General features: G+C 69.6%; 22 protein-coding genes and 1 tRNA gene. 8 read left to right on the top strand and 15 right to left on the bottom strand.

From position 1 onward, the window contains the following. Window positions 1-14 precede the first annotated feature (14 nt). Window positions 15-626: a TetR/AcrR family transcriptional regulator gene (locus tag NYF13_RS29375; protein WP_315661142.1), complete on the bottom strand. Its 612-nt coding sequence runs from the start codon at window positions 624-626 to the stop codon at window positions 15-17. A 162-nt stretch (window positions 627-788) separates the two neighbouring features. Here NYF13_RS29375 and NYF13_RS29370 point away from each other — a divergent pair. Together NYF13_RS29370 and NYF13_RS29365 are read left to right on the top strand one after the other, a co-directional pair. Next, window positions 789-862 (top strand) — tRNA-Leu (locus NYF13_RS29370). A 998-nt stretch (window positions 863-1,860) separates the two neighbouring features. Further along, complete coding sequence (locus tag NYF13_RS29365) at window positions 1,861-2,283, top strand: Scr1 family TA system antitoxin-like transcriptional regulator (RefSeq protein WP_315661141.1); 423 nt, start codon at window positions 1,861-1,863, stop codon at window positions 2,281-2,283. 247 nt (window positions 2,284-2,530) lie between these two features. Here NYF13_RS29365 and NYF13_RS29360 read toward each other — a convergent pair whose 3' ends face one another. The 5 genes from NYF13_RS29360 to NYF13_RS29340 all read right to left on the bottom strand — a co-directional run bounded on the left by NYF13_RS29360 (window position 2,531) and on the right by NYF13_RS29340 (window position 6,723). Beyond that, on the bottom strand, window positions 2,531-2,815 hold the full coding sequence (locus NYF13_RS29360; protein WP_315661140.1) for a hypothetical protein: 285 nt from the start codon (window positions 2,813-2,815) through the stop codon (window positions 2,531-2,533). 228 nt (window positions 2,816-3,043) lie between these two features. Further along, window positions 3,044-3,355, bottom strand: a complete 312-nt coding sequence (locus NYF13_RS29355) for a hypothetical protein (protein WP_315661138.1) — start codon at window positions 3,353-3,355, stop codon at window positions 3,044-3,046. A gap of 589 nt (window positions 3,356-3,944) precedes the next feature. Continuing rightward, complete coding sequence (locus NYF13_RS29350; protein ID WP_315661136.1) at window positions 3,945-4,817, bottom strand: DUF2637 domain-containing protein; 873 nt, start codon at window positions 4,815-4,817, stop codon at window positions 3,945-3,947. Between the two features lie 1,072 nt (window positions 4,818-5,889). Beyond that, on the bottom strand, window positions 5,890-6,048 hold the full coding sequence (locus NYF13_RS29345) for a hypothetical protein (protein ID WP_315661135.1): 159 nt from the start codon (window positions 6,046-6,048) through the stop codon (window positions 5,890-5,892). A gap of 51 nt (window positions 6,049-6,099) precedes the next feature. Next, window positions 6,100-6,723, bottom strand: a complete 624-nt coding sequence (locus NYF13_RS29340) for a TetR family transcriptional regulator (RefSeq protein ID WP_315661134.1) — start codon at window positions 6,721-6,723, stop codon at window positions 6,100-6,102. 76 nt (window positions 6,724-6,799) lie between these two features. Here NYF13_RS29340 and NYF13_RS29335 point away from each other — a divergent pair, with 76 nt between their 5' ends. Then, window positions 6,800-8,281, top strand: coding sequence for an FAD-dependent monooxygenase (locus NYF13_RS29335; RefSeq protein WP_315661133.1), 1,482 nt, complete (start codon window positions 6,800-6,802; stop codon window positions 8,279-8,281). 239 nt (window positions 8,282-8,520) lie between these two features. On the opposite strand, the gene NYF13_RS29330 is transcribed toward NYF13_RS29335, so the two are convergent. Beyond that, window positions 8,521-9,261: a helix-turn-helix transcriptional regulator gene (locus NYF13_RS29330; RefSeq protein ID WP_315661132.1), complete on the bottom strand. Its 741-nt coding sequence runs from the start codon at window positions 9,259-9,261 to the stop codon at window positions 8,521-8,523. A 76-nt stretch (window positions 9,262-9,337) separates the two neighbouring features. Between NYF13_RS29330 and NYF13_RS29325 the strand changes: the two genes are divergently transcribed. After that, window positions 9,338-10,588: an MFS transporter gene (locus tag NYF13_RS29325; protein ID WP_315661131.1), complete on the top strand. Its 1,251-nt coding sequence runs from the start codon at window positions 9,338-9,340 to the stop codon at window positions 10,586-10,588. A gap of 514 nt (window positions 10,589-11,102) precedes the next feature. Here NYF13_RS29325 and NYF13_RS29320 read toward each other — a convergent pair. From NYF13_RS29320 to NYF13_RS29295, 6 genes are all read right to left on the bottom strand, one after another. Then, window positions 11,103-12,539, bottom strand: coding sequence for an amidohydrolase family protein (locus NYF13_RS29320; protein ID WP_315661130.1), 1,437 nt, complete (start codon window positions 12,537-12,539; stop codon window positions 11,103-11,105). A gap of 68 nt (window positions 12,540-12,607) precedes the next feature. Further along, window positions 12,608-14,146 carry a CocE/NonD family hydrolase gene (locus tag NYF13_RS29315; protein WP_315661129.1) on the bottom strand — a complete coding sequence of 513 codons (1,539 nt, stop codon included), beginning with the start codon at window positions 14,144-14,146 and terminating at the stop codon, window positions 12,608-12,610. Between the two features lie 95 nt (window positions 14,147-14,241). After that, window positions 14,242-15,216 (bottom strand): fumarylacetoacetate hydrolase family protein, encoded by a 975-nt coding sequence (locus NYF13_RS29310; RefSeq protein WP_315661128.1) that lies wholly within the window; start codon window positions 15,214-15,216, stop codon window positions 14,242-14,244. Window positions 15,217-15,241: 25 nt separating this feature from the next. Next, window positions 15,242-16,156, bottom strand: coding sequence for an MBL fold metallo-hydrolase (locus tag NYF13_RS29305; RefSeq protein ID WP_315661127.1), 915 nt, complete (start codon window positions 16,154-16,156; stop codon window positions 15,242-15,244). Between the two features lie 242 nt (window positions 16,157-16,398). Continuing rightward, window positions 16,399-17,265, bottom strand: coding sequence for a helix-turn-helix transcriptional regulator (locus NYF13_RS29300; protein WP_315661126.1), 867 nt, complete (start codon window positions 17,263-17,265; stop codon window positions 16,399-16,401). A gap of 74 nt (window positions 17,266-17,339) precedes the next feature. Next, on the bottom strand, window positions 17,340-18,173 hold the full coding sequence (locus NYF13_RS29295; RefSeq protein WP_315661125.1) for a helix-turn-helix transcriptional regulator: 834 nt from the start codon (window positions 18,171-18,173) through the stop codon (window positions 17,340-17,342). A 117-nt stretch (window positions 18,174-18,290) separates the two neighbouring features. On the opposite strand from NYF13_RS29295, the gene NYF13_RS29290 reads away from it, so the two are divergent. Beyond that, entirely contained in the window at window positions 18,291-19,358 is a 1,068-nt protein-coding gene (locus NYF13_RS29290; RefSeq protein ID WP_315661124.1) for an aldo/keto reductase, read from the top strand. 304 nt (window positions 19,359-19,662) lie between these two features. On the opposite strand, the gene NYF13_RS29285 is transcribed toward NYF13_RS29290, so the two are convergent. Together NYF13_RS29285 and NYF13_RS29280 are read right to left on the bottom strand one after the other, a co-directional pair. Beyond that, window positions 19,663-21,321: an ATP-binding protein gene (locus NYF13_RS29285; RefSeq protein WP_315661123.1), complete on the bottom strand. Its 1,659-nt coding sequence runs from the start codon at window positions 21,319-21,321 to the stop codon at window positions 19,663-19,665. Continuing rightward, entirely contained in the window at window positions 21,318-22,004 is a 687-nt protein-coding gene (locus NYF13_RS29280; RefSeq protein WP_315661122.1) for a response regulator transcription factor, read from the bottom strand. The genes NYF13_RS29285 and NYF13_RS29280 overlap by 4 nt, the downstream gene beginning before the upstream one ends. Before the next feature lie 169 nt (window positions 22,005-22,173). Between NYF13_RS29280 and NYF13_RS29275 the strand changes: the two genes are divergently transcribed. The 3 genes from NYF13_RS29275 to NYF13_RS29265 all read left to right on the top strand — a co-directional run bounded on the left by NYF13_RS29275 (window position 22,174) and on the right by NYF13_RS29265 (window position 25,566). Further along, on the top strand, window positions 22,174-22,974 hold the full coding sequence (locus tag NYF13_RS29275; RefSeq protein ID WP_315661121.1) for a serine hydrolase: 801 nt from the start codon (window positions 22,174-22,176) through the stop codon (window positions 22,972-22,974). A 190-nt stretch (window positions 22,975-23,164) separates the two neighbouring features. Then, a complete protein-coding gene (locus tag NYF13_RS29270; protein ID WP_396287759.1) occupies window positions 23,165-23,896 on the top strand; it encodes an AraC family transcriptional regulator in 732 nt (243 codons plus the stop codon). An 80-nt stretch (window positions 23,897-23,976) separates the two neighbouring features. Next, entirely contained in the window at window positions 23,977-25,566 is a 1,590-nt protein-coding gene (locus tag NYF13_RS29265; protein WP_315661119.1) for an AMP-binding protein, read from the top strand. The last annotated feature ends 18 nt before the right edge of the window (window positions 25,567-25,584 follow it).

Genomic DNA, 25,584 nt, shown 5'->3' with positions numbered 1-25,584 from the left:
GCCGCTGCCCCCCATTACCCGCGGTGAACGGCCCGAAGACCGGCCAGAACCACCGTCACCACCTGCTCCGCGTCCGGCCGGGTGAAGGATCGCTTCCCCCGGTTCATGAACAGGTGCACCGGCCCGGAGAGCAGCTCGGTGAGGAAGTAGGCGTCCACCGGTGGCAGTTCCCCGCGCTCGACCGCCACCGCCAGGCGCCGGTGGACGATCACCACCCGCTGCGCGTATGCGGTGTCCACGATCGCGTCCAGTTCCGCGTTCGACACCGCCGAGTTCGCGACGCTCGAAAGCGCCCGGCCCTGCGGCGTGGACAGCGTCTCGGCCATCGTCACCAGGAACTCGACCAAGTCCGCGTGGAGGTCCCCGGAATCCGGCACCCCGATGGATTCCGCGGCGAACGAGGTGAACACGTCCACCACCAGCTTCGCGCGGTCCGGCCAATTCCGGTAGACGCTGGTCTTGTTCACCCCGGCCAGCTCGGCCACCTGCTCGTAGCTGAACCCGTCGACCCCGTGCCGGGCCACCAGCTCGGTGGCCGCCGCCAGCATCCGCTCACGCAGGACCGCGGTCCGCCCACCGGGCCGGCGGGCCGGAACCGCCTTCTTCGCCACACTCGACTCGGCCACCGTCGTTCACCCCCGGAAAGGTCACTGGGGCCGGGGCCGGCCCCCCGTTGCATGATGCCCCACCAACCCGGCGACGGCCGCGCCACGCGGGCGCAGGCCACCGACACCTATCCCCCGGCGCTCCGGCAGCGAGGGTGATCGCGTAAGGTTTTCGGCAGCCACGCCCCCGTAGCCCAACTGGCAGAGGCAACGGATTCAAAACCCGTCCAGTGTGAGTTCGAATCTCACCGGGGGCACACTCCAGAACCCCACAAGTGCCGTGGCGTTAGCGCCGGGCTGCTCCTGTGGGTTCTTCTGTTCGTGGATCCTTTCTGCGGTGCCTGCGATCTCAGGCTCGTGTTCTGCGGGCGAGGTCACTGTCAGTGTGCCTTGTTCTCCCTGGTCATGGATCTGAGCGTGTAGCTGAACCACCTCGAACAACGTTCGAAGGAGGTCGGCGCACCTCCTCACCGCCGTCAGCTTCGCGGCCAGATCGATGCGCTGAGCTTCGAAGTCGTTGCAGCGGGCTGCGTAGAGCCTTGATGAAAGCGTCGTCAGGGTCGCCGTCCATGGCCTGATTCCGCCGGATCCGCTCGCTCTGGACTTCGGCTCTTCGGCTTCGTAATTGTCGGCGCCTGCCAGCCGGTGTTCGAGGATCGCCCGCCGCTCAGGTCCGAAGACTTGGCGATCTTCAGCCAGTGATGGCTCACAGCGGTTCGGTACTCGGATCCACACCGAGGGCAAAGACGAAGCTTTCCTGGGTGTAGTGCTCTCCTTGCGAGCGTTTCAGCTCAACACGCGGAGTCCCCACCCCTACCTCCTACTGCGCCGCGGCGGGTTCAGCTCCTAGAAAATCCGCCCGTGACACGGCGCGCGCCATCACTGATCGATGGGGAACGATGGATCTCACCGCTGAAATCGTGATCACCAAACTTCGACGCATTGACCTCGACACACTCACACCCGCAGACGCACTGCCTCATTTGCCGCTCGACCTGCCAACGTCGAGGAGCTTCTCAGCTCCTATGTCGATGACCTCAACAACCACGTCATTCGGCCTTCACCTGAGGAAGAGTCAGGACGATGAGAGACCCAGTGTCGCAGGAACGCCTTCTGCCGTTGCATTCGGCTTGAGGCTCCGCACTGTCCGTGAGAGGCACAGGTTAGAGTTGCATGAGTTGAGCCGTTAGCTGCACATCCAGGCTGGAGGCCCTCCAATTGGTAGAAGGGCTACCGGACTCCGGCCGAACAGGAAGTGCCGCGGATCCTCGGCGCACTGCGCTTGTCCGAAAGAGATTTCGTTCAAGTACTGGAGAACTTCCGGCACCTGCGTAGCGACGTTCACGCCGAGCTGATCACGGCCGATCGAACGCCTCTGGCGTGGGCCTACGAGCAGGTTTCTATCCATATCGTCGAATGGGCGTCTCGCCTATCGACGAATCTGTTGCGCACACCCGAGTACTCCAATAAGGTCTTGATCTCGTCTTTCCTTTCCCACAATGAGATCTATCGCCAGGTCTTTTTCCAGCAGACACGCGAGGACATCCTGACCGCCGAGGACGGGCCGGAGTACACGCTTTTCCTCGGCGCAGCGGCACTCCTTCCTGAAGGCGTACACCTCGGGACCGCGGTGGATCCGGTCCGGAACCTGCTGCGCTGGGCCGGAAACGAAGGGTGACCATTCGGCTCGTCGCGATCGATCGGCACCAGCGCGGCACAGTCGACGGATTCGCCTTCTTCCGGCTTCACCACGACCGGGGTTCGGCAGTGATCATGAAGTTCTGGCCCTGCAACGTGGACTTCTCCTCACCCAGTCAGCTCTTGCCTTACCGAAAGATCGTTGATGATCTCGGGCGGGTTGGCCATGAGCGCGGAAAATTCGCTGGCAGCGATGCAGCAGCTGATGTCCGCCTTCGACGCTCAAGTCAGGACTCTTGCCAGCTGCCGTTCAAGGTCACCCGTGGTGCGGCAGGCAACGGTGCTTCTGCTCGCCGTCGGGGGTCTTGATCGCGCAGGTCGGCAATGGCGACCGCGAGGTGGACGGCGGTCCAGCTCCTTGACTTGGTACCGACGATGCGGATCAGGTCGAACACAGCGTCGTCGTAGCCGTGTTGCTCGCGCAGCACGGAGAAGGTCTCCTGCAGGTCAGCGAGGCTTTCCCTGAAGTCGTTGAAGTAGGCAGCCATGGCCGGGGATGAATCGTCGCTCATGAGGCCGGACGGTGGGTGTCGCCGGTCTGGAACACCAAATCACTCAGGGGGCGGTGATGCGGGAACCGCCAAGGAAATCGTCGGGGATGGCGTCCATGAGGATTTCGTTGACGCGCTGGTCGAGCCACGGGCCGGAGTTGCGGCGTTCGCCGATCGTGCGGAAGCCGGCCCGCTCGTAGGCACGGACCGCGCCGTAGTTGGGGGCGAGGACGGAGAGGTGGATGCAGGTCAGCGCGGTGATACGGAAGGCGTAGTCAAGGGTGAGATGGGTGGCGTCGGTGCCGATGCCGTGGCCGTGGCCGTGGCCGTGGCCGTGGCCGTGGCCGTGGCCGTGGCCGTGGCCGCAGTGTGCGGGGGGGCGAGCTGGATGACGAACTCGCCGACGCGGGTGTGGTGGTCGATCAGGACCGCGGTGGTCCCAGCGGGGACGGGTTCGTTGCCGGTGAGGTCGTAGACGGTGAAGCGAAGCTGGTGGTCGGTGCCGCGCAGCTGGTGCCCGAGTCCGTCGCGGCGGTTCGGGAGTCTCCCCCGCGCAGGCACGCTGCAATCTCGCGACTGACAGCGGTCGTCGCAGCAGTGACCAAGCACCTCTCGTCTACCCCGCACGAGCAGGCAAGCTGCCACGCGAGCGCGCTAGCTCCCATGCACGCGTTCTACGAAAGTGAATGAAAACCAGCCGACCAGCGCGTAAAATCTCAAGTCACGAAATGTTCTCCGCGCGCGAGCGGGGGTGGTCCCTGACCTAAGTGATCATGGACACAAGCACCGTGGCAGTCTCCCCACGCAGCTTCTGACAGTCGATCCTGCCAACCTGGGACGGGCTAGTCGCCCCCCCGGTTGCCGTCACGGGCGCGAAGACAACTCGAAATGTGACCCAACTACTAGGCTTCCAGTACGAAAAAGCTGGTCAACCCTGTTCAATCCTTTGGTATTCCCGCCCAGGATTCAAACCTGCAACCAACATCAATTAACCGGCTGCCTCGAAATTCCCCGTTCAACCCCGCGCAGCAACACGCAGAAACCATGAACTCGACGGCAGAGTCCGACACTGGCGAGGTCCGACACTGGCGAGCCCGAGCCGAGCCCGAGCCGTCCGAAACGCGACGACACACCACGACACCCACCGGCATCAACGCACGACCGAGACCGCCGCCGAGCAGAGGAAAAGATTTTGCCCGGCATCATTTGACATTATCCGACAGATCAAGCAGCCGACTCTTAACCAGCGGGTGAGGCTCGCGAGGCTGCGTTCAGCTTGCCGAGACAGGTATCGGAGCGAGCGTTGGCGAGGGATCACTTCGGGTCGAGCACCCAGCTGGGTCGCAGCCGTCAGCGCGCCAGCGTCGAAGAACGCGTCGCCATAATTGTTCGTGCCGGCGATCCGGTCCAGGTTCGCTCCCGTAGAAGTCTGGCCTTTGGCACGTTCAGCCTGGTAATAAGCCCACATTCGCTCTTCCGCAGATAATTCGGCGCCGAGCTCGAAATCCTCCGCGACCTGCCGAGGGCAAGTATTTGACTCAGGGTCGCTGCCCGTCTCGTCGGCCTCTTCTTCACGGCGGCTCGGATTGCCCTCCAGGCTTTGCCGGTAGCGCTTCAACGCCCGGTTCAGCAACTCGACCGCCAGGAGCAGGGCAGGAGGAGGACAGGCCGCGACCGAGAAGACGGTCAGCGTCGGCGCCGATCCGATGTTTGCGCACAGTGACAGCGAAATGCCGAAACCGAAGGCAACCCAGGCAGTACACCGCCCGCCGAGGTGCCTCCCGGGCGATGGCTTCCACAGCTCGACGGTGGCCGTGGTCAGAAGACCATCGACGGCCGTGGTCAGAAGACCATCGACGATCAAGGGCCAGATCGATGCGGTCGCCCCGTCGGCGCCAGAGTGCAGCGCGAACTCGCGACCGTGCCGATACGAGGCGTACGCGGCTCCGAGCGCCACCAGAGCGGTGCAAAAGCATTGAACCCACAGTGACCAAACGCACTCTCCGTCTTCGGTGAAGAGCACGTTGCCCACCCCTTCGGTACCGCTCGATGTCGACTACACCGGAAAACTGCAGCTCAGGAGGCTTTTTACTGCCGTGGGGTTGTGGAGCGAATCGCGCCGGGGGCACACTCCAGAACGCCACAAGCGCCCTGGCGTCAGCGCCGGGCTTCTCTTGCGAGAGCATCTGATTCGCAGCTTCCGGACTGACGGCGGGCAGAGCGCCGCAGCGGTCGACGGCAGCTGTGCGCATCCGGTCGACCACGGCGTCGAGCCGACCCCGATTGCGGCGACCGCCGGAGCCGCCAGCGCTTGTCCGGCCGGATGGCTGGCCAGTATGCCGAAGGTGGCGAATGCGCTCACTCCGGACAGTTTTGGTCCGTTGCAGCGTCGTGGCCCGCAGGGAGCCGTGGAAGCCGCAGCGCCAGAGCGAGCGCGAGATGTTGAAGGAAAAGCGGCGACGGTCACCCACGACCAGCTCCGGCCGCGAAACTTGCTCCGCCCCTCCCGCAGAGATCCCGGATGAAGGAGTCGCCCCGAATCCGCGGTTGCTCGCGCGGCGGCATCGTCGCGAGCATGAGAGCACTGACACTCGTCGCGTCCGCTGCGATCACCCAGCCAGGGCCTGTGAGAAAAGCCAGGAGACCGGTGAAAGCGGGGCCCACGACGGTGCTGTCGGACAACGCCACTGCGCGCCGTTGGTCGACTGCAGTCGTTCGCCGGGAACCAGTGCGGGCACGAGACCAATGGCGGCCGGGCCGAAGGTGGCGCTTGCGGCGGCGTGTACCGCCTGGAGAACGGACAGCTGCCAGATGCAAGCGTGGCCGCTGAGCGGCAACGTCGCCGAAACGCCTTGGCTGCTCGAGCGCACCAGGTCGGCGGCCACCATGATCAGCCGACGCGAGAAGCGGTCCGGCGTTGTCGCAGCAGTCTTCCGCTGCCTGACCGGCCGTCAGGCCAAGCTCTCTTCGATGATCGCCGCGGCCCGGCGCATCCCGCCCGCGTCGTGCGTCTCGCGGCGAAGGAGGGCCAGGCGGTAAGCACCCTTCGGTACGGCGTCACCCCGGTCCGCAGCGATTCCGCGGTGACCTCGTGCTCAGCGATCCGGACTCCGGACCGAGGTTTTCGATGCGCGCGGGGCGAATTCCTGCTCGGCGGTAAAGGGTACGGCGATCATCGGAACGCCGTAGTACAGAGCCGCGGCGACACCGCCCATGCCGGCGTGCGTGACGAACGCGGCGGCCCGGGAAAGCACACGTGTTGCCGAACCCAGGAGTGCATGGTCGGCCGGGGACTTCTTCCGGGGTCAGCCGATCTGGCGGTCAAGTCCGCCACGGAGCAGGTCGAAGGCGTGGTCGGCGTTGGCCACGGACTCGGGGTACAGGTCGTCGAGGCGGCGGCCCTCGGCCAGTTGCCGCCAGTTCAGCTCGACCAGGGCCTGGAAGGTCCGGTTGATCTGGCGGGCGGCCAGGTATGCGGTCGTGTGAGCGGCCCCGGCCGCACACAACGCGTCGGTCAGCGCCGCGTCGCCGTGGGTGCCGTACTGCCGCAAGCGGGCCATGAGGCTGTCGGTCGTGGAGACCATCCGGTAGAAGGCGAGCACCTCGGGGGCGTCGCACAGGCCGTAGGCCGGATCGCGCTCGGCCAGGCGGTCCAGGAAGAACCGGTGCAGCGCGGTCAGCGGCGTCTCCCCCGCCGTACGGTCCGAGACCACCCGGGCGGTCTCGGTCTCGTGATCGGCGAAGCGGTGCAGCACCAGGTCTTCCTTGGTCGGGAAGTACTGGAACAGGGTGCGCTTGGAGACCTGCGCCGCCTCGGCCACCTCCACGACCGAGACCCGGTCGAAGCCGGACCGCAGGAACAGCGTGATCGCCGCCTGGGAGATCGCGGTCCTGGTCTGTAGTTTCTTGCGCTCTCGCAACCCGGCCACCGGGAAATCCTATCCCAAGACCTTAGGTAAACCTGGTATACATATATACCGAGTATACCTAAGAAGTGGAGGGGCGATGGAGACCGAAGTCATCGTGGTGGGCGCCGGGCCGACCGGGCTGATGCTGGCCGCCGAGCTGGGCCTGGCCGGGGTGCGGACCGTGGTGGTGGACAAGCTGGCCGAGCGCAGCGGCCAGTCCAAGGCCGGCGGCCTGCAGCCGCGCACCGCCGAGGTGCTGGACCAGCGGGGCCTGCTCGAGAACGTGCTGGACCGCGCGACGGCGCGGCACGGGGCGGGCGGTCATTTCGCGGCGCTGCCGGTGCCGCTGGACTGCCGGCCCTGGCGGACCCGGCATCCGTGGGGTGTCCCGATTCCGCAGGACCGGGTCGAAGACGTGCTGGAGAAGCGGGTCGTCGAGCACGGCATCCCAGTACTGCGCGGGCACGAACTGGTCACCCTGGATCAGGACACCGAGGGCGTCACCGCAACCGTCACCGGCCCGGATGGCGAGACGGTGCGGATACGCGGGCCATACCTGGCCGCGTGCGACGGCGCGCACAGCCGGGTGCGCAAGCTGGCCGGGATCGGTTTCCCCGGCACGGCGGGCACGCTCTCCGCGGTCGTCGCCGATGTCGTGCTGACCAGCCGGTCGGACTCGGTACCGGCCACAGTGGAGCACTTCAGCCGGCACGTCCGCGGCAAGAACGGCCACTGGACGGCACTGTCCCCCTTGGACAACGGGTGCTACCGGCTGATGTTCAGCTCACCGAACCGCGTCCCCCGCGACACCCCGGTCACCTTGGCCGAGGCGCGCACCGCGTTGCACGCCGTACACGGCGAAGACACCGACCTCCAGGAAATCCGGTGGGCATCACGGTTCAGCAACGCTTCGCGGCAGGTCGACCGGTATCGGGCGGATCGGGTGTTCTTCGCCGGCGACGCGGCGCACATCCACCTCCCGGCCGGGGGGCAGGGCATCAACCTCGGCATCCAGGACGCGGTCAACCTCGGCTGGAAGCTCGCGGCCCGGCTGCGTGACCGGGCGGGAGACGCGCTGCTGGACAGCTACCACGCCGAGCGCCACCCGGTGGCCGCCCGGGTGCTGGACAACACCAAAGCCCAAGGCGTGCTGATGAACGTGATCGAAGACGAGAACATCGCTGCGCTGCGCGACATCGTCCTCGATCTCGCGCGGACACCCGACGGCAACCGCTACCTGGCCGGCCTGATCTCCGGCCTCGACGTGCGCTACGGCGACTCGCCCCATCCCCTGGTGGGCTCCCGGATGCCCGACCTCGGGCTGATCACGGCCACCGGCCCGACCCGCACCTTCGACCTGCTCCGCGGTGGCCGGGGCCTGCTGCTGGAACTCGACGGCGAAGCGACGCTGGCCGGCCACGCGCAAGACCGGGTCGACCACGTACCGGCGACCGTGACCGAAGACTGGCGGGACGCAGTGGACGCGCGGGCAGTACTGGTCCGCCCGGACGGCCACATATGCTGGGCAGCGGGCGCCGAAAACCCGGAAACCGCGCTGCGCCAATGGTTCGGCCGGTAGAGGCCGTCCGGGTTCCCCCACCGGCAACGAGGGGGAACCCCTTCGATCACTGAGCGCCTTCGCCGACGGTCGCGGTGGCAGCGGCACTCCTGTCGCCGCCACCCCGGCCCCGGTCCGCGCGTGCCCATTCCCGGCACCGCACCCCGGCACCCGGCCTCGGTTGGATCTCGGCCGTGCGCGGGACGGCTCGGATGCGTCCGGGGTCGCAGAGATCTCGGTGTGCCGGCACTTCAGGTGAGCTACCGCGCTGGGTGACCCGGGGGCTTCGGCCGTCGCTGGTAGGTGCCGGGGGTCTGTCCCATCGTGCGGGCGAAGGTGTCGACGAACGCGCTCGTGGTCGCCCAGCCGCAGCGGTGGGCGGTCTGGGTGACCGTGGCGCCTTCGGCGAGGTGGATCATCGCGTGGAACACGCGGGTCGCCGTGCGCCACTGCGGGTAGGTGATGCCGAACTCCAGCCGGAACAATCGGGCGAGGGTGCGTTCGCTGGTGCGGGCGTGCTGGGCGAGCCACCGGATGGTCCGGGGGGTACTCAGATCGTCGGTGACGAGCCGGCAGGCGTGGGCGAGCCGGGCGTCGCGGGCGGTGGGCAGGGTCAAAGGGCGGTCGTGGGCGCGGCGGAGCCGGTCCTGGAGCACGGCCTGGAGCGGGCCGGCCTCCGCGGCGGTGAGGCCGGGTTCGGTGCGGGCGATGAGCAGCTCGCGAAGGAACGGGTTGACCGCGACGACCGCGGGCGAATCGGAGGCCAGCGGCGAATCCTGGCCGGGGAACATGAAGGTGAGGACCTCCGCGTCGCCGTACACGCGGTGTTCGTGCCAGGTGTGCGCGGGGATCCACAGGGCTCGGTCGGCGGAGGCGATCCAAGCGCCGCGCTCGGTGTGCACCGCGAGGACGCCGCGGCTGACGTACACCAGCTGGTGTTCATCGTGGCGGTGCCGTTCGATCACCTGACCGGCGAAGTGCTGATGGCGAGACTGCGACACGAGAGGGCAGATTACCGGAAGCATGCCACCGGTGCAGGTGCCACGGTGAGGGCATGCCGATCGCACGAGCAGTCCGATGACGTCGGCAGGTCCGGTGAAGCGGTTGCGCGGCTTCGCCGCCGACACCCGGCCGCTGGCCGTTCCGGCCTACCGCCGGACCGTCGTGGGTCAGGGCGCCGCGGTGATCGGGACGATGGTGACGGAGGTCGCCGTCCCGGTGCAGGTGTACGACATCTCGCGGTCGTCGTTCGACGTCGGCTTGGTCGGTGTGGCCGGGCTCGTCCCGATCCTCGTGTTCGGTCTCTACGGCGGCGCTGTCGCCGACGCGGTCGACCGGCGCCGCCTCAACCTCGGTTCGTCGGTGCTGACCTGGTCGATCACGCTCGCGCTGCTCACCCAGGCGCTCGCCGGGCTCCGTTCGGTGCCGTTGATCCTGGCCTTGGTCGCCGTCCAGGCCGGCGGCTTCGCCGTGTCCTCGTCGGTCCGCGGGGCCATCACCCCGGCCCTCGTGCCCGCGAACCTGGTGCCTGCCGCCAACGCGCTGAGCTACACCGTCTCGACGGTCGGGCAGGTGCTCGGGCCGATGATCGCAGGTGTCCTGATCGGACTCCCCGGCGGTTTCGGGTACGCCTACGGCGCCGACGCGGTGCTGTTCACCGCCACGCTCTACTCCGCGTTCCGCCTGCCTCCGTTGCCGCCGACCTCGTCGCTCGGCCGGGCGGGGCTGCGGGCGGTGGGAGAAGGTCTGCGGTTCCTCGCCGGCCGGAAGGTCCTGCTGATGTCGTTTCTGGTCGATATCGCGGCGATGGTACTGGCGATGCCGCGCGCACTGTTCCCCGAAGCCGCCGAAACCCGCTGGCACGGCGGCGCGGGCCTGCTGTACTCGTCGATCGCGCTCGGCGCGGTGGTGGCGGGCGTGTTCAGCGGCTGGATCGGACGCGTTCGGCGGCAGGGGATGGCGCTCACCGTCGCCGTGACGGTGTGGGCCGGCGCGGTCGCGCTGGCCGGCGTCGCCCCGAGCTTGTGGCTCGCGGTCGGCCTGCTCGGCGTCGCGGGCGCGGCCGACCTCGTCAGCGCGGTCTACCGGCAGACGATCCTGCAGACTTCCGTGCCCGACCACCTGCGTGGCCGGCTCCAAGGGGTCTACACGGTGGTCGTCGCAGGCGGTCCGAGCCTGGGCGACCTGCGGGCCGGGGCGCTCGCCGCGGTGCTGCCACTCACGATCGCGTGGTCCGCGCCCGCACTCCTCTGCGCAATCCTCGTCATCGTCGGCGGCACTCTGGCCGGTCCCTTCCGCCGTTACAGGAGCGCTAGTGTCCTGAGCTGATCCGGCCGCAGCCGAGGATGTCGTGGGCGGTCTTCGTTCACCCGGATGATTTCGGGTCGGCGTTCCATTCGGGGCCGCAGCCGCACGTCTTCCCCGTCCGATGACGCTGCAATAGGCGCAGCGCGCCACATCATCGGCGATCACCAGGCCAACCAGGCGGTACCCCCCGACAACAAAGTGCGGCTGAAGTCAGCGTCTGGCCTCGCAGGAGGCGGGACGGTGTCTCACACCGGTGGGTGATCAGCGGGATGAGGCCGCGCTGTCGGAGAACACGTCGATCAGCGCCACGAAGACCAGCAGGTCCGCCTGGCTCGCCGTGCAGGCGCTCCGATCGGGGCAGTTCTTGATCGAAGCGAGACTGTCAGGAGGATCGGTCCGGTGTTTCTTGGAAATGCCGAACGGGATGCCGGTGCCGGCCCGCGAGACCGCGTGCCGTGAGCGTGGCCCTCGTCGCGGACGGCGCCCGCGACGAGGGCCACTCGGGCCGGCAGTTCTTCGGCCGGGGCGGTGGTGATTACTCGGCGGGCCCGGTGGGCGGGACGATCGCGTGCTCGAACTCGATCCCGTAGATCCGGTCCCGGGTCTCGCGCAGCTCGCGCGCGGCCTGCGCGCGATCGACGTCGACGAGCAGCCGCCCGTTGCGCTTCACGATCTCGCCGCCCACCAGGACGGTGTCGACGTTCCCGCCGTGTGCGTTCCCGACCACGGTCTGGTGCACGTTGACCAGGGGCGCGAGGTTCAGGTCGTCGCCGCGGAGCAGGATGATGTCCGCGGCCTTGCCCGGGGTCAGCGAACCGATCCGGTCCTCCAGCCAGACCGAGCGCGCCGCGTTGACGGTGATCGCCTGCAGCGCCTCGTAGGTCGTCATCCCGAGCTGCGCCGCCGAAACCACCGGTTCACCACGCTCGATCATCGAAACCGCCTGGGTGCACCGTTCGGTCAGCAATGCCGCGCGTGCCTCGTCGAACTGATCGCCGGTCGCCGAGGACACCGCGTCGGCGCCCACCGCGACGGGCACGCCCGCTGCGCGCATCCGCGCTGTCGGCGGTAGCCCCATGCCCATGCTCATCTCCGCCTGCGGGCTGATCACGACGCGTGCGCCCGCCTCGGCGATGAGGGCGAACTCCTCGACCGAGGTCGGGTTGCAGTGCGCGAACGACATGTCGGCGCCGAGCAGACCGGCCTCGTGCAGCCGGCCCACGGTGGCGCGGGGCGGGTCGGCGTAACCGGCGATGTGCATCGTGATCGGGAGCCCCAGCTCCCGGGCGGCCCGCACGTCCACCACGGTCCGGTCCCACGGGCCCACGTCCGGGCCGTCGACGGCCAGGGCGAGCCGGATGCGCGGGTGGTCCACCGGGATGACGTCGCGGAGCAGGTTCCGCGCCACGTCCCACCCGTCGGTCTCCCCCGGGCCGTCGGCGGCCCCCGCCGGCTGGGTCACCCCGAACAGCACCCGGATCGGCAGCTCGAGGTACGGGCGGACGGCCTCCGGGGCGTGGTCCGGCGTGTGGATGATGTGGCAGTAGTCGAGGACGGTGGTGATGCCGTTGTCCAGCGCCTCGAGGATCGACGCCCGGTTCGCGACGTAGACGTCGCGCGGGGTGAAGTGCGCGGCGATCCGGGGCCAGAAGGCCGTCATCATGTCGACCAGCGTCGCGTCCATGCCGATCCCGCGCAGCGGCGAGTACCACATGTGCCGGTGCCCGTCGATCAGCCCGGGCATGACGACCAGGCCGGTGGCGTCGATGACCTCCGCGTCCTCGGCCTCCACGCGCGGCGCGACGTCGACGACGACGCCGTCGCGGACGAGGACGTCCCCCCGCCGCAGGTCCCCGACCGCGGGGTCCATGCTCAGGACCGTTCCCCCGCGGATGAGGACAGCGCCCGGGTTCATCGGGGCGTCCCGGAGTCCACCGGGCTTCGGCGTGGTCATCGGTGCTGGGGTGGTCATCTGAGGTTTCCTCTGTTCATCCGGAGTGCGGTGTCGGTCGGAGTACGGAGTCGGGGCGAAACCGCCGGTCAGTTCGCACGCGCGCGCGAAGGGTCCGGCGGCGCGATGACGGGGACGAGAAGGTGCGCGGGCTTGGGTCCGCCGAGGTGCAGGGTGGCTCCGCTCGCGGGGCGGTGCAGCGTGGGGTGGTCGTGCGCCAGCACCCCGAGGTCGCTGTCGCCGGCGACCAGCGCGAGGCGCAGCCGCTCGCCGGGTCCGATCGTGATGCTGGTGGGCCAGATCTCGACTTCGAGCCGGGTGGGTTCCCCGGCCGGGAGCGGGATCGCGCGGTCGTGGGGGTGCCAGGGCCGCGACGGGGTGGAGCGCTCGACGTCGACGGCCCGGTGGGAAGCCTTGAGCCACCCCATGGTCATCGGAACGGGTCCGCCCTGCGGCCCGATGCCCGGGATGGGGTTCCCGTCGGCGTCGAGGTGCTCGATGCGGGCCAGGACGTCGAGGTCGTCCTGGTCGGCCGAGATCCACAGGCGCAGCGCGATCGGCCCGGTCAGCTCGAGGGTCTCGGTTGCGGGGGCGGTGTCGAAGGCGGCGGGGTAGGTGATCGAGGTGGCCTGGGCGGGAGGGGTCCAGTCGAGGGTCTGTTCGCCGAGGTAGAGCTCGCGGTAGGAGGTCCCGGGGAGCGGGAAGTCCGTGGCGTCGCGCCAGGTGGTCTCGCGGCCGCGCCGGATCGCCAGCCGTACGGGGGCGACGCCGTCCATGCGGTCGGTCCGCCCCTTGAGGTAGCGGTCGAGGAACCGGAGCTGCAGTTCCTGGGCCCAGTCGGCGTAGTAGGGGTCGACGTGCGTGCCGGTGTGCACGACGAGCCACTTGTCCCTCGACGCGGCCCGGCGCCAGCCTTCGATGTTGCCCCGCAGGTGTACGTGCAGCGCGCCCCAGTTGGCCGCCGAGAGGACGGGGACGGTGACCTGTTCGAGGTCCACGGTGCGTTCGCGGTGGTAGTCGTCGATGAGGGGGTGCCGGGGGAGCTCGTCCCGCCAGTCGTCGCCGTCGGGGCCGTTGCGTTGCGGCTCGATCTGCCGGGCCCACCAGAAGTCGATGAAGCTGTTGGCGTACAGGCCGCCCTGGTAGACCAGCTCGCGGTAGAAGTCGGTGGCCCCCTCCCAGGCCACGACCGCGGCCAGGTGCGGTGGCTGCAGGGCGGCCACGCGCCAGCCCATCTGCGCCAGCCAGGAGATGCCGCTGGTGGCCACCTTGCCGTTGGACCAGGGCTGATCGGCGGCCCACTCGATGACGTCGTAGAAGTCCTCGGCGTCGCGCCGGCCGAACAGGTCGAGCCGGCCCGGAGACTTGCCGGTGCCGCGGGTGTCGGCGCGCACCAGGGCGTACCCGCGCTCGACCCACCAGGCGGGGTCGGGGGTCTCCCAGACCATGTTCTCGTGGTTGGCCACGAGTTCGTAGAGCGGGTAGCGGTCGGGCCAGTGCACGTCCTTGCCGTAGGGGCTGATCGAGGTGATGACCGGGAACGGCCCGGTCCCCTCGGGGCGCAGGACGTCGACCACGATCGGGGAACCGTCACGGGTCGGGACGGCCACGTCGCGTTCGATGTGCATCGATGCTCCTTCGATTCGGCGATGGGCGTGGGAGGTCGGGCGAAGCAGCTCAGCGCGGGGCGCCTGAGGCGGGCCCGGGAACGAACTGCAGGTAGTCACCGCCCCAGGGGATTTCGTGCCGATCTCGACCGGTAGATCTCCACGTCACGGGCGGGCTCGGGCCGGTCGACGACCTTCGACCGCTGCACGCCCAGCTGTTCGACCTCCAGCGTGACGACGTCGCCGGGAGTGAGCGGCGGGTGCGCGTCGAAACCCTTGTGGCCCCAGGCTTCCGCCAAGCAGCCGTGCCCCGCGGTCCCGGAGCCGAAGACGTCTCCCGGGCGGACTTGGGTGCCGCGCGAGGCGTAGGCGATCATCTGGCCGTAGCCGAACGCCATGTTCGACCACGTGTCGGCGCCGATGAGCTCGTCGTTCACGGAGGCCCGCATTCGGAGATCGAACGAGGTCCCCTGCCGGAAGGGCGCCAGCTCGTCCGGCGTGACGAACCAGGGGCCCATCGAGGTCGCCGAGTCCTTGCCCTTCGACGGTCCGAGGCGCACCGTCATCTCCTGGAACTGCACGGAGCGGCCCGACCAGTCGTTGAGGATCGTGTAGCCGGCGATGAGCTCCTCGGCTTCGGAGACGCCGAGGTCCCGCCCCGGTCCACCGGCCACGGCGGCGATCTCGAGCTCGAAGTCGAACCGGGTTTCGCCGGGGGGAAGCGGCACATCGTCGTACGGGCCCAGCGTCGCGTAGGGGTTGGTGAAGTAGAAGATCGGCGCGGCGTACCACTGCTCGGGCACCGCGGCGCCGGGATCGGCCAGCCGGATGACCCCCTCGACGTGCTGCTCGAAGGTCGTGTAGTCGCGCACGGTCGGTGGCGTCGGGATGGGCGCCAGGACCACCAGGTCCTCCGGGGAGAGCACCTCGTCCCGCTCCTTCAACGCGCCCTCGCCTGCTCGGCGAAGTGCTTCTCCGCCTTCCTGGAGCAGGCCCAGGAGCGTTGTCCCCTTAGGGAGGGCGTACAGCCTGCCGTCAGCGGCGATACCCAGGCGCTCGGTGCCGTTGTCGGAGAAGGTCATGAATCGCATGCCGTGTCCCTGTGGAGTGGGTCGGTCAAACCGAGGTGGGCAGCGGCGCTCCGTGGTAAAGCACTGCGTCCTCGAACGCCGCGAGGAGATCGAAGGTCCCGTCCGTGATTTCGACGTAAGCGCGGTGCAGGTTGAGCACGATCCGCTCGGCGTCCGGGAACGCCGCGAAATCGCCGAGTTCGGCCCGTCTCGCCGCTTCCAGCGGGGGGATCCCGGCCGCGACCCCCGCTCGGGCGGCGGTCCGGATCAGGCGGTAGTACCGGCGATGCGCTTCCAGAACCGCGTCGAGGTCTTCCCGCCGGAGCACCGCACCGTGGCCGGGGACCACCACGTCCGCGTCGAATTCCGCGATCCGGTCCAAGGATCGGAGTGCACCGTCGAGCGAGCCCATGAAGACCAGGGGCGTGACCCCGTGGAACAACAGGTCCCCGGTGAACAGGGTGCCGGCCGCGGGAACGAAGGCGACCGAGTCGCCGGGAGTGTGCGCCACGCACCCGGGGTGCACGACGTGCACCTCCGTCGATCCACTGTGGAGCACCAGCCGGTCTTCGTAGGTGACCGAGGGAAGCCGCTTGCGCACCCCGCCCCAGTCGGGGACCGGGTTCCAGAACGGCGGGCACCCGTCGATGATGGTGTCCTCGGCCAAGCCCGCCCGCATCTGCGAGTGCCCGACGATGATCGTGCTCCCCGGCAGCAGGCTGTTGCCGTGCGTGTGGTCGCCGTGGAGATGGGTGTTCACGGCGAACCGGATCGGCGAGCCGGGCCGCACGGCCTTGACCTGGTCGAGGAATCGGCGGGTACGCGTCTCGGTCGCACAGGTGTCGATGAGGATGTCCCCCTCGTCTCCCGCGACCAGACCGGCGTTGCCGATCCACCACGAGCCGTCGCCCTGGATCCACGCCCAGGCACCGGGCGCGATCCGCGCGAGCACGTCGGTCATTCCTGCTCCTGAGGTCGGGGCGGCCCCGGACCCGCCCGAGCGGGGGGCTCGGGCGCTGCCGGACTCGACTTCTGGAAGCTATGCCTCCGGTGCGGCCCCAACCACACCCTGCGAGAGCCACCCATGGCACCGGCCCGCGTTCGGCGTCGGCGAGCTGGTCCTGGCGTGTGGACCAGGAAGGGACCGTCCTCGGCCGAGAGAAAGTCGCGGAGCACCAGGGAGCCGGGCTCCGCGATCGAGGCTCAGCGGCAGGCGCGGCCCGGCCCGGTCTCGTCCTGCCGCCTGGCCTCGCAAAGGGACTTCATGAGACTCAGCGCTCGCTCACCGACGGAGTCGCGGGCCGAGTAGACCGTGAGGTGCCGTTCGAACGGTCCGGGGAGGCGGAGCGCGTCGTAGTGGACCTCGAACCGACCGGCGCGAGGGTGCTCGAGGAGGCGGGAGCCGTGGTTGCGGCCCAGCACGTCGTGGGAGGTCCAGAGGCGGGCGAACGAACGGCTCCGCGCGGACAGCTCACCGACGAGCTGCACGATCCGGCGATCGTCTGGATGACGTCCGGCTCCCCCTCGGAGAAGGGCGACGTTCTGCCGCGCGACCTCGTCCCACTCCACGCATCGTGATCTGACCTCGGGGTCGGTGAACACCAGCCACGAGAGGTTGCGGTGGTGCGGAGGCAGGGACTCCAGGTCGACCAGGAGCTCGCACGTCATGTCGTTCCACGAGGTGAGGTCCAGCCGCTGGTCGACGACGAACGCGGGGCGGTCCCCGATGGCCTCGACCAGACGCGCGCCGACCCCGTCGGGGGCATCGCCGGCGCCCTCCGGGACGCTCCCGCCCCTCAGCAGCACAGCCAGGTCTTCCACGTACCCGACCTCGTCGCTGGACAGGAGCAGCGCCGACGCGACCGCCCCGAGCACGTCCGAGGACGGGTTGGGCGCGCGCCCCTGCTCCAGCTTGGTGTAGTACTCGCGGCTGACCGCGGCCTTTTCCGCCACCTCCTCGCGGCGCAGCCCGCGGGTCCGCCGACGGCCGGATCCGCCGTCCGGGCCGAGACGTTCGCGACGGGTGCGCAGGAAGTGCCCCAGCTCCTTCGCGACCTCCGCTCGCTCCATCGAACCAGTATGCACCCGATCAAGCATCGCCCTCGGGAGACGACCTCATCGCGGCCGCGTTCGCGCAGCTGCGGTCATTCCCCGCTCAACCGGCGTAGCGCCGCCCGGCTCGCTTCGTCGGCGGCGCGGTGCACGACCACGATCTGGTCAGGGTCGCCGAGCGGCGTGAGCACCTCGAATTCCGTCGTGATCACGCCGAGTTCGCGATGCCGTACGGTCTTGGGCCCGCGACCGGTGAGGGCGAGGTCGCGCGCATTCCACCACTTCGCCACCTCGGCGTCGCGGGTGATGCATTCGTCGATGAGATCGCCCAGCGCCCGGTCGTCCGGGTGCCGGGCCCAGGCGGCGCGGAGGTGGGCGACCCCGTCTCGCACCACCCTCTCCTGGTCGAGATAGGACCGACGGATCGCGGGATGCAGCAGGCACAGCCGGATGGCGTTGCGCTGGGCCGGCGGTACGGTGCCGAAGTCGATCATGAGGCCCGCCATCGAGTTGTTCCAGGCCAGCACGTCGTAGCGGTGGTTCAGCAGCACGGCGGGCAGCGGGGAAAGGTCGGCGATCAACCGCGCGAGGGCCGGCGCGGCGGCCGGGGCCGGCTGTTCGGCCACGCGCGGGCGCGGCTGGGCCAGGCCGAAGAAGTAGGCGCGCTCGTCGGGAGCCAGGCGCAGGGCCCGGGCCAGCGCCTCCGCCACGACCAGCGACGGCCGCAGGCCCCGCGCCTGTTCCAACCGCATGATGTAGTCGGTGCTGACCCCGGCCAGTTCGGCGACCTCTTCACGGCGCAGTCCCGGGGTGCGCCGGGACCGCCCCCGGACCGGCAGGCCCACCTCCGGCGGGGTGAGGCGCTCACGCCGGGCCCGCAGGAAAGCGGCCAGCTGGTGCGTCGCATCGACGCGGTTCGTCGTCACGATCCTGCTCAACCTCCGGGGTGGGAGCCCTATTCCTAGGAAATGCGTTCCCTTGTCCGCGGCTCGCGGCCGCCCCAATCTGGTGTTCGGCATCGATCATCTTCGAAGAAGGGCACCATGTCGCTCACCCTTGACACCTACCGGCTGCTGGGTCGTTCCGGTCTGCGGGTTTCCCCACTGGCCCTCGGCACGGCGACGTTCGGCACCGAATGGGGCTGGGGCGCGGAGAAGGACCAAGCCCGCGAGCTTTTCGACACCTACGTCGAACACGGCGGCAACCTCCTCGACACCGCGCCCACCTACACCGACGGCAGCTCCGAACGGCTGCTCGGCGAGTTCCTCCGCGGTCACCGCGACCGGCTGGTCGTGGCGACGAAGTTTTCCACGCACCGCACGCCGGGCGACCCGAACTCCGGCGGCCCGCACCGCAAGAACCTCTTCGCCTCGGTCGAAGCCAGCCTGCGCCGGCTCGGCACGGACTACCTCGACCTGCTCTACTTGCACGTCTGGGACTTCACGACCCCGGCCGAAGAGATCCTGCGCGGTCTGGACGACCTGGTCCGGCAGGGCAAGGTCCACTACGTCGCGATGTCCAGCGCTCCGGCCTGGGAGATCTCCCGCATGCAGGCGATCGCCGACCTGCGCGGCTGGAGCCCGCTGGTCGCGCTCCAGGTCGAATACAGCCTCATCAACCGGGCCGCGGAGCGCGACCTGATCCCCATGGCCCGGGCCGTGGGGCTGGGGGTCACCCCGTTCTCGCCGATCGGCGGCGGGGTGCTCGCGGGCCGGTACACCCGCGCCGACCTGGCCGGGGCCGAAGCCGAGACGGGCGAGAGCAACCGGAAGAGCTTCAACGCGGGCCTCGGCATGGTCACCGAGCGCACCCTGGGCATCGCCGACGTGGTGAAGGACATCGCCGCCGAGGTCGACCGCACCCCCGCCCAGCTCGCGCTGGCCTGGGTCCTGCGCAACCCCGGCGTGACGGCCCCGGTCATCGGCGCTCGCACGAAGGAGCAACTGCTGGGGAACCTGGCCGCGCTGGAGGTCGAACTGACCGGCGGCCAGCTGACCCGGCTCGACACCGCCAGCGCGATCGACCTCGGCTACCCCCACGACCTGCTCGCCAGCGACAACATGCGTGCGGCCACGTCGGGCAACCTGAAGATCGACCCGCGCCGCCCGTGACCGGCACCGCAACCCTGGTCCCCATCCGTGCTCGCGGTCGCCGCGTGGTCACCGGACCCTGGCACCCTCCACTTCGGACTGACCCTGCGCCCCCGCCCGGCCGGTCGGCGAGAATGCGGTGAGTGGCCATCATGCCGTTCGACTGAGCGACCGGTGGGTACATGCCCCAGTCGGTGTGCAGTGTGGCGGTACGGGCGGAGACTCGTGCGGCCGACCGGTGGCGGAACTCGCGCCCGGCCGCTCCGCGGCTCGTACCGGGTAGTGGGAGATGATCGCGGTCGCCGGTCCGCCGAGCGGCAGGCGCTCAGGCAATCGCCGGGGGTTCGGGGTTTTCCTCGGCCAGGGGCAGGCGCACGGTGAAGACGGTGCCGACGCCGAGGGCGCTCGCGACGGTGATCGTGCCGTCGTGCGCGGTGACGATTTCGCGGGTGATGGCGAGTCCGAGGCCGCGGCCGCCGGAGTGCCGTCCCCGGGCGGCGTCCGCGCGCCAGAAGCGGTCGAAGACGTGGGGCAGGTCGGCCGGAGCGATGCCGTGCCCGGTGTCGGCGACCTGCACGAGCGCGGAACCGTCCTCGATGCCGGCGCGCAGGCGGACCACCCCGTTCGGCGAGGTGGCCCGCACCGCGTTGGTGAGCAGGTTCGCGGTGACCTGGCGGAAGCGGTCCGGATCGGCCAGCACGACCACCGGTTCCGGTGCGTCGACCTCGATCCGCACCGTGGTGCTGCCGGAGTGGGCGATGCCGCTCGCCCGCAGCAGTTCGGCCAGGTCCAGCCGGACCGGGTGGTATTCGAGGGAGCCGGCTTCGGCGAGCGCGAGTTCCTGGAGGTCGTCGATCAGCCGCTGCTGGAGCAGTGCTTCCTCGTACAGCGAGTGGAAGAGCTCCTGATCCGGCGAGAACACACCGTCCTGCAACGCTTCCAGGTAGCCGCGGATGTTCGCGATCGGGGTGCGCAGCTCGTGGGCGATGTCCGCGATCATGGTGTGCTGCTGCTCCTTGCTGCGTTGCAGGGAGGCCGCCATCCGGTTGAAGGACTGGCCGAGCCGGGCCAGCTCGTCGCCACCACGGACCGGTACCCGCTCGTCGAGGTTGCCATCGCCGATCCGCTGGGAGGCGCCGGCCAGCGCGCCGATCGGCCGGAGCACCCGTCGGCTGATCAGCAGGCCCGCGGCCAGCGCGACGAGCGCGACCAGCCCGGCGACGACCAGGGCCGGGACGATTGAGATACGCGCCGGCGGGGGCGGCTGGTCCACGCTGCCGACGAGCAACTGCGCCGGTGGCGGTGTCAGCGCCGCCACCTGCGCGTCGTACTCCCGCAGTATGCACGTCTGGTCGGATCGGCATTCCTGCTCGATCATGGAGACGATTTTCTCGGTGTCCGGCTCGCTCCCGCCGTCGCAGCGTTGCTGCTGAGTCAACCGCCGCAGTCCCGCGATGTCGGTGAACAGACTGACGGGGTAACCGCGGTTCGCGCAGCGCGCCGCGGCGCGACTCAGGAAGTAGGGTACGAGTTCCGTCGAGAGCAATCGGTGGAGAACGGCCGGATCGTATTCGCCGGGTTCGAGCGGGCCGTAAGTCTGCTGGGGACTGCTCGAACCTTGTCGCACCGGGGGCAGCGGGACGCGGGTCTGCACCGAGAAGGTCTCCCGCGGGGGTGCTGGCCCGGCCGCTGGGTCACTGTCGGCGACCAACTGGTCGTCCGTGGTCTGCAGGCGTACCCGCTGGTTGATCCGCTCCGCCTGCACGGCCACCTCGGTGTCGACGCCCTGCCAGGTCTTGTTCAGCAGGCCATACCTGGTGATCGCATCCGCGGCCTCGGTGATGTCCTGCTGGTCGAGCACGGCGGATTGGGTGACCTGCTGCGCCGTCTGCCGGACGGTGAGCGCGGCAGTCGCACCGGCGGAGGCGGCCGCGACCACGAAGAGCAGCAGGATGACCCGGGCCCGGAAGCTCAGTCGCTTCACGAATCTTCGGCGAACCGGTAGCCGCGGCCCGGCACGGTCAGCACGTACTTCGGGTGCGAGGGGGCGGCTTCGATCTTGCGGCGCACGTTCATCACGTGCGCGTCGATCGTGCGCTCCTGCACCTGCTGCTCGAAACCGAAGGCCCGGTCGATCAGCTGGGCCCGGGTGAACGCCCGGCCGGGTTCGGCGGCCAGCACCCGCAGCAGCTCGAACTCCTTGGCGGTGAGCCCGATCAGCCGCCCGGCCACCCGCACCTCGAAGCGGTCCGGGTCGATTTCGACGTCGAGCACCCGGATCGGGCCCGCGGCCGGCCGCTCGGCCCCGGCGCGGCGCAGCAGCGCCCGCACCCGCGCGGTCAGTTCGCGGGGGCTGTAGGGCTTGGTCAGGTAGTCGTCGGCGCCGAGATCCAGGCCGAGCAGCAGATCCGGCTCGGTGGAGCGGGCGGTGAGCATCAGGATCGGCACCACCGATTCGGTGCGCAGCACCCGGCAGACGTCCAGACCGTCCACTTCGGGCAGCATCACGTCCAGCACCACCAGGTCCGGACCGCGGGCGCGGCTGAGTTCCAGCGCCAACCGGCCGTCCGGGGCGATGAGCACGCTGTGTCCTTCGCGTTCGAGGTAGGCGCGAATCAGCTTCGACTGCTTCGCGTCGTCCTCGGCCACCAGTATGCGTGCGCCCATCCACTACATCATGCCGGAGGAAACCCGACCTCGCCGTGAAGGATCAGTGAAGCATCCATGCGGTAGCGGTCAGGTTGCACCTCCGCATCCGCGGAGGACCACTTCTTCGTCGATCCTTCATCACGACCGGCCCAGCATCGGCTCATCGCCTGACATCTGAGGAGAGCTGATGCTGCGTCGGATCCTGGTTGCCGTGCTCAGCGGCACCTTCGTCGCCGCGATCGCCGCGGCCTACTTCATGGGCACCACCACACCGTGGGCGGCGACCCGGCCGCCTACGGCGCACGGCGCCACGCCGGAACCGGATGCCGCCCGGGTGTCGGTCGACGTCCGCGGCGAGTGGTCCTGGGCGCTGCGCGACCGCGACACCGGCACCACGATCGGGGCCGGCACCTTGCGCAACACCACCGAATCCATGGTCAAGGCCTGGCTGGCGGTGGACTACCTCGCCCAGCGGGGCCCGGCGGTGTCCGCCCCGGACGAGGCGATGATCACCCGGATGATCCGGGCCAGCGACGACCACGCCGCCCAGACGCTGTACCAGCGCCTGGGCGGTGACGAGTCGATCCTGCGGATGATCGCCACCTGCGGCCTGCACGACACCGAGGTCCACCACCACTGGTGGTCCAAGACCACGATGCCGGCCACCGACGCCACCCTGCTCGGCGAGTGCGCGGCCCGCGCCCCCGGGGTGAGCCCACGGTGGCGGGACGAACTGCACGAGCTGATGACCTCGGTCGAGCCGAGCAACGCCTTCGGCATCCCGCAGGCCCCGGCCCTGGCCGGCCGGCACCCGGCGATCAAGAACGGCTGGACCCGGCACGGCGGCGAGTGGGCGGTGAACTGCCTGGGCATCTGGGACCACTGGGTGCTCGCGGTGATGGTCCACTACCCGGACCAGGGCGACGAACACCGTTACGGCGCTTCGGTGTGCGAGACCGTGACCCAGCAATTGTTCGACCAGGGCTGAGGATCGGCCGACCGGCCCTCCGCGGTACGCAGCAGGACCGCGGTACCGAAGTCCTCGTCCCGGCGCGTCGGTGACTCGTCCTGGTGAAATCGACAACCTGCGGGCCTTCAGCCAGACTGTCGGGGTGACCACTGCGGGAGGCGTGCGCAGCCCGGTGTTCTCCACCGACGACACGTCGGTCTGCCGTCCCTTGGGGCACGGGGACGACGTCGTCGCCCACTTCCACGACTTCGGGCAGTTGCGCTACGCCTCGTCGGGCGCCCTGGTGACAGCGACGTCGGTCGGCACGTGGGTGGCGCCGGCGAGCCGCATCACCTGGATTCCCGCCTTTTCCGTGCACAGCAGCCGTTCCCACGGAGAGACCGAAGTGCGGCTGCTCAGTGTCGCGCCGGGCCCGGCCCAGCGGCTCCCGGCCGAGCCGTCGGTGTTCGTCGCCAGTGCGCTGGTGCGCGAGGCCTACCTGGAGTTGGCCCAGGAGCGGGAGTCCGGCGACACGGCCCGCGCTCGTCTTCTGCTCGAAGTCGTCATCAGCGAGCTGGCGCGCGCGCCGTTGGAGCCGTTGCGGCTTCCCGAGCCGAGCGACCCGCGGCTGCGGGCGGTCACCGACGAGTTGCGCGCCGACCCCGCCGGCTCCCTGACCCTGGCCGAGCTCGGTCGGCACAGCGGAGCGAGCGAGCGGACGCTCAGCCGGTTGTTCGGCCGCGAGCTGTCCATGAGCTTCCACCAGTGGCGCACGCTGCTGCGGGTGCAGCACGCCCTGCTCGAACTGGGTCAGGGCCGGTCGGTCACCGACACCGCGCTGCTGCTGGGGTGGACGAACCCGAGCAGCTTCATCGACGCGTTCACCGACCTGGTCGGTCAGACCCCCGGCCGCTACCGGGCGGCTGCGTACACCCCCCGTCCCGCTATTGGCGCGACGTAGCCCCGAGTCTGGCGGCTTTGCCGTATTTCCTGGCGGCATAGTGGTGGCGCGCCGACCCGGGCAGCGCCCATCGTGAAGGCATGCCTCCTCTTCCCCCGGCATCGGGTGCCTCCGCCGCCGCCCGGACCGCTTCGTCCGGCGTGACCCTGGCCGATCTGATCCTGCAGGCCCTGACGCGGCACGACCGGACCGAGGCGTTCGTCGCCGGAGACCGGCGGCTCACCTACTCCCACGTGCGCGAGCTCGTCTCGCGCTACGTCGCGGCGCTGGCGGTCCGCGGGGTGGAGCTGGGGTCCGGGGTCACGATGCTCAGCCCGAACATGCCCGAGTCGTGGATCGTTCAGGCGGCGACCTACCTGCTGGGCGGCCGGTTCACCGGCCTGCAGCCGCTGGCGTCGATCCATGACCACATCGTCGTCTGCCAGGACTCACGAGCCTCCGTCCTCGTCGTCACCGCTTCGCTGGAGGAGCACGGCCGGCAGGTTCTCGACTCCGTGGACGGGCTGGATCACCTCGTGGTGGTCCCGGACGGCGGCGGACCGCCCCCCGCGGAGTCCGGGGCCGTCGCTCCGCTCACCCGCGGTCCGGCGACCGAGCTGGACCTCGCCTGGTTGCAGTACACCGGCGGCACGACCGGGCGGCCGAAAGGCGTCCTGCAACCCCACCGCTCGATGGTGCAGATGGTCCACACGTACCTGAGCGACTTCGAGCTGCCCCGGCTGCCGCGCTACCTCGCGTCCGCACCGCTCACCCACCCCGCCGGGCTCGGGGTGGTGCCGACGCTGCTGCGCGGGGGGACCGTCGTGGTCGAGCGGGGCTTCGACCCCGGGCGGTTCCTCGACGTGGTCGAGGCCGAGCGGATCAACTGCGTCACCGGCCTCCCGACGATGATCTACGCCCTCCTCGACGACGAGCGGCCCGAGTCCCGTGACCTGTCGAGCCTCGAAGTGCTCTGGTACGCCACCGGCCCCATGTCGCCGGCGCGCCTGAGCGAGGCCCGAGCCCGGATCGGACCGGTCTTCACCCAGATCTACGGGCAGACGGAATCGACCGGAATCGGGACCGTGCTGTCCCAAGCCGCCCACGAGAGCGCGGACACCGGGCAGCTCGCCTCCTGCGGCCGGCCCGTCGTCGGCAACCGCGTCCGCCTCGTCGACGAGGACGACCACGACGTGCCGCCGGGAGAAGTCGGCGAGATCGTCATGCGCAACCGCGGGGTGATGCTCGGCTACCTGGGCCGCCCGGAAGAGACCGAAGCCGCGCTCCGCCACGGCTGGCTCCACACCGGAGACCTGGCCCGCCAGGACGAGGACGGCCTGCTCCACATCGTGGACCGCAAGAAGGACATGATCGTCTCCGGTGGGTTCAACGTCTACGCCGCAGAGGTCGAAACCGCCCTCGCGGCCCACCCCGCGGTCGGTTCCGCGGCCGTCATCGGCGTGCCCGACGAGCGGTGGGGCGAGGTGGTCACCGCCTTCGTCGTCGCCCGCCCCGGGTCCACGCCCGACGCACCCGCCCTGCAGTCGTTCGTCAAGCGGCTCAAGGGATCGCTGTACGCGCCGAAGAAGATCTTGATCGTCGATTCGCTTCCTCGGACACCGGTCGGGAAGGTCGACAAGAAGGCCCTTCGGGCGCCTTTCTGGGCGGCTGCGGACCGCGAGGTCCACTGACCCGCCCGCACCCGCATC

This window comes from Amycolatopsis sp. PS_44_ISF1 (assembly GCF_032335455.1).
Taxonomy (GTDB): Bacteria; Actinomycetota; Actinomycetes; order Mycobacteriales; family Pseudonocardiaceae; genus Amycolatopsis.
Note: the sequence above shows the minus strand (reverse complement) of the source record. Positions and strands in the feature narration are given on the sequence as shown.

Coding starts and splice junctions, on each gene's coding strand:
- NYF13_RS29305 (WP_315661127.1), bottom strand. CDS start 16,156: ATGACCGACGTGCTCGCGCGGATCGCGCCCGGTGCCTGGGCGTGGATC.
- NYF13_RS29265 (WP_315661119.1), top strand. CDS start 23,977: ATGCCTCCTCTTCCCCCGGCATCGGGTGCCTCCGCCGCCGCCCGGACC.
- NYF13_RS29360 (WP_315661140.1), bottom strand. CDS start 2,815: ATGAGCGACGATTCATCCCCGGCCATGGCTGCCTACTTCAACGACTTC.
- NYF13_RS29290 (WP_315661124.1), top strand. CDS start 18,291: ATGTCGCTCACCCTTGACACCTACCGGCTGCTGGGTCGTTCCGGTCTG.
- NYF13_RS29325 (WP_315661131.1), top strand. CDS start 9,338: ATGACGTCGGCAGGTCCGGTGAAGCGGTTGCGCGGCTTCGCCGCCGAC.
- NYF13_RS29335 (WP_315661133.1), top strand. CDS start 6,800: ATGGAGACCGAAGTCATCGTGGTGGGCGCCGGGCCGACCGGGCTGATG.
- NYF13_RS29280 (WP_315661122.1), bottom strand. CDS start 22,004: ATGGGCGCACGCATACTGGTGGCCGAGGACGACGCGAAGCAGTCGAAG.
- NYF13_RS29275 (WP_315661121.1), top strand. CDS start 22,174: ATGCTGCGTCGGATCCTGGTTGCCGTGCTCAGCGGCACCTTCGTCGCC.
- NYF13_RS29320 (WP_315661130.1), bottom strand. CDS start 12,539: ATGACCACCCCAGCACCGATGACCACGCCGAAGCCCGGTGGACTCCGG.
- NYF13_RS29315 (WP_315661129.1), bottom strand. CDS start 14,146: ATGCACATCGAACGCGACGTGGCCGTCCCGACCCGTGACGGTTCCCCG.
- NYF13_RS29300 (WP_315661126.1), bottom strand. CDS start 17,265: ATGGAGCGAGCGGAGGTCGCGAAGGAGCTGGGGCACTTCCTGCGCACC.
- NYF13_RS29310 (WP_315661128.1), bottom strand. CDS start 15,216: ATGCGATTCATGACCTTCTCCGACAACGGCACCGAGCGCCTGGGTATC.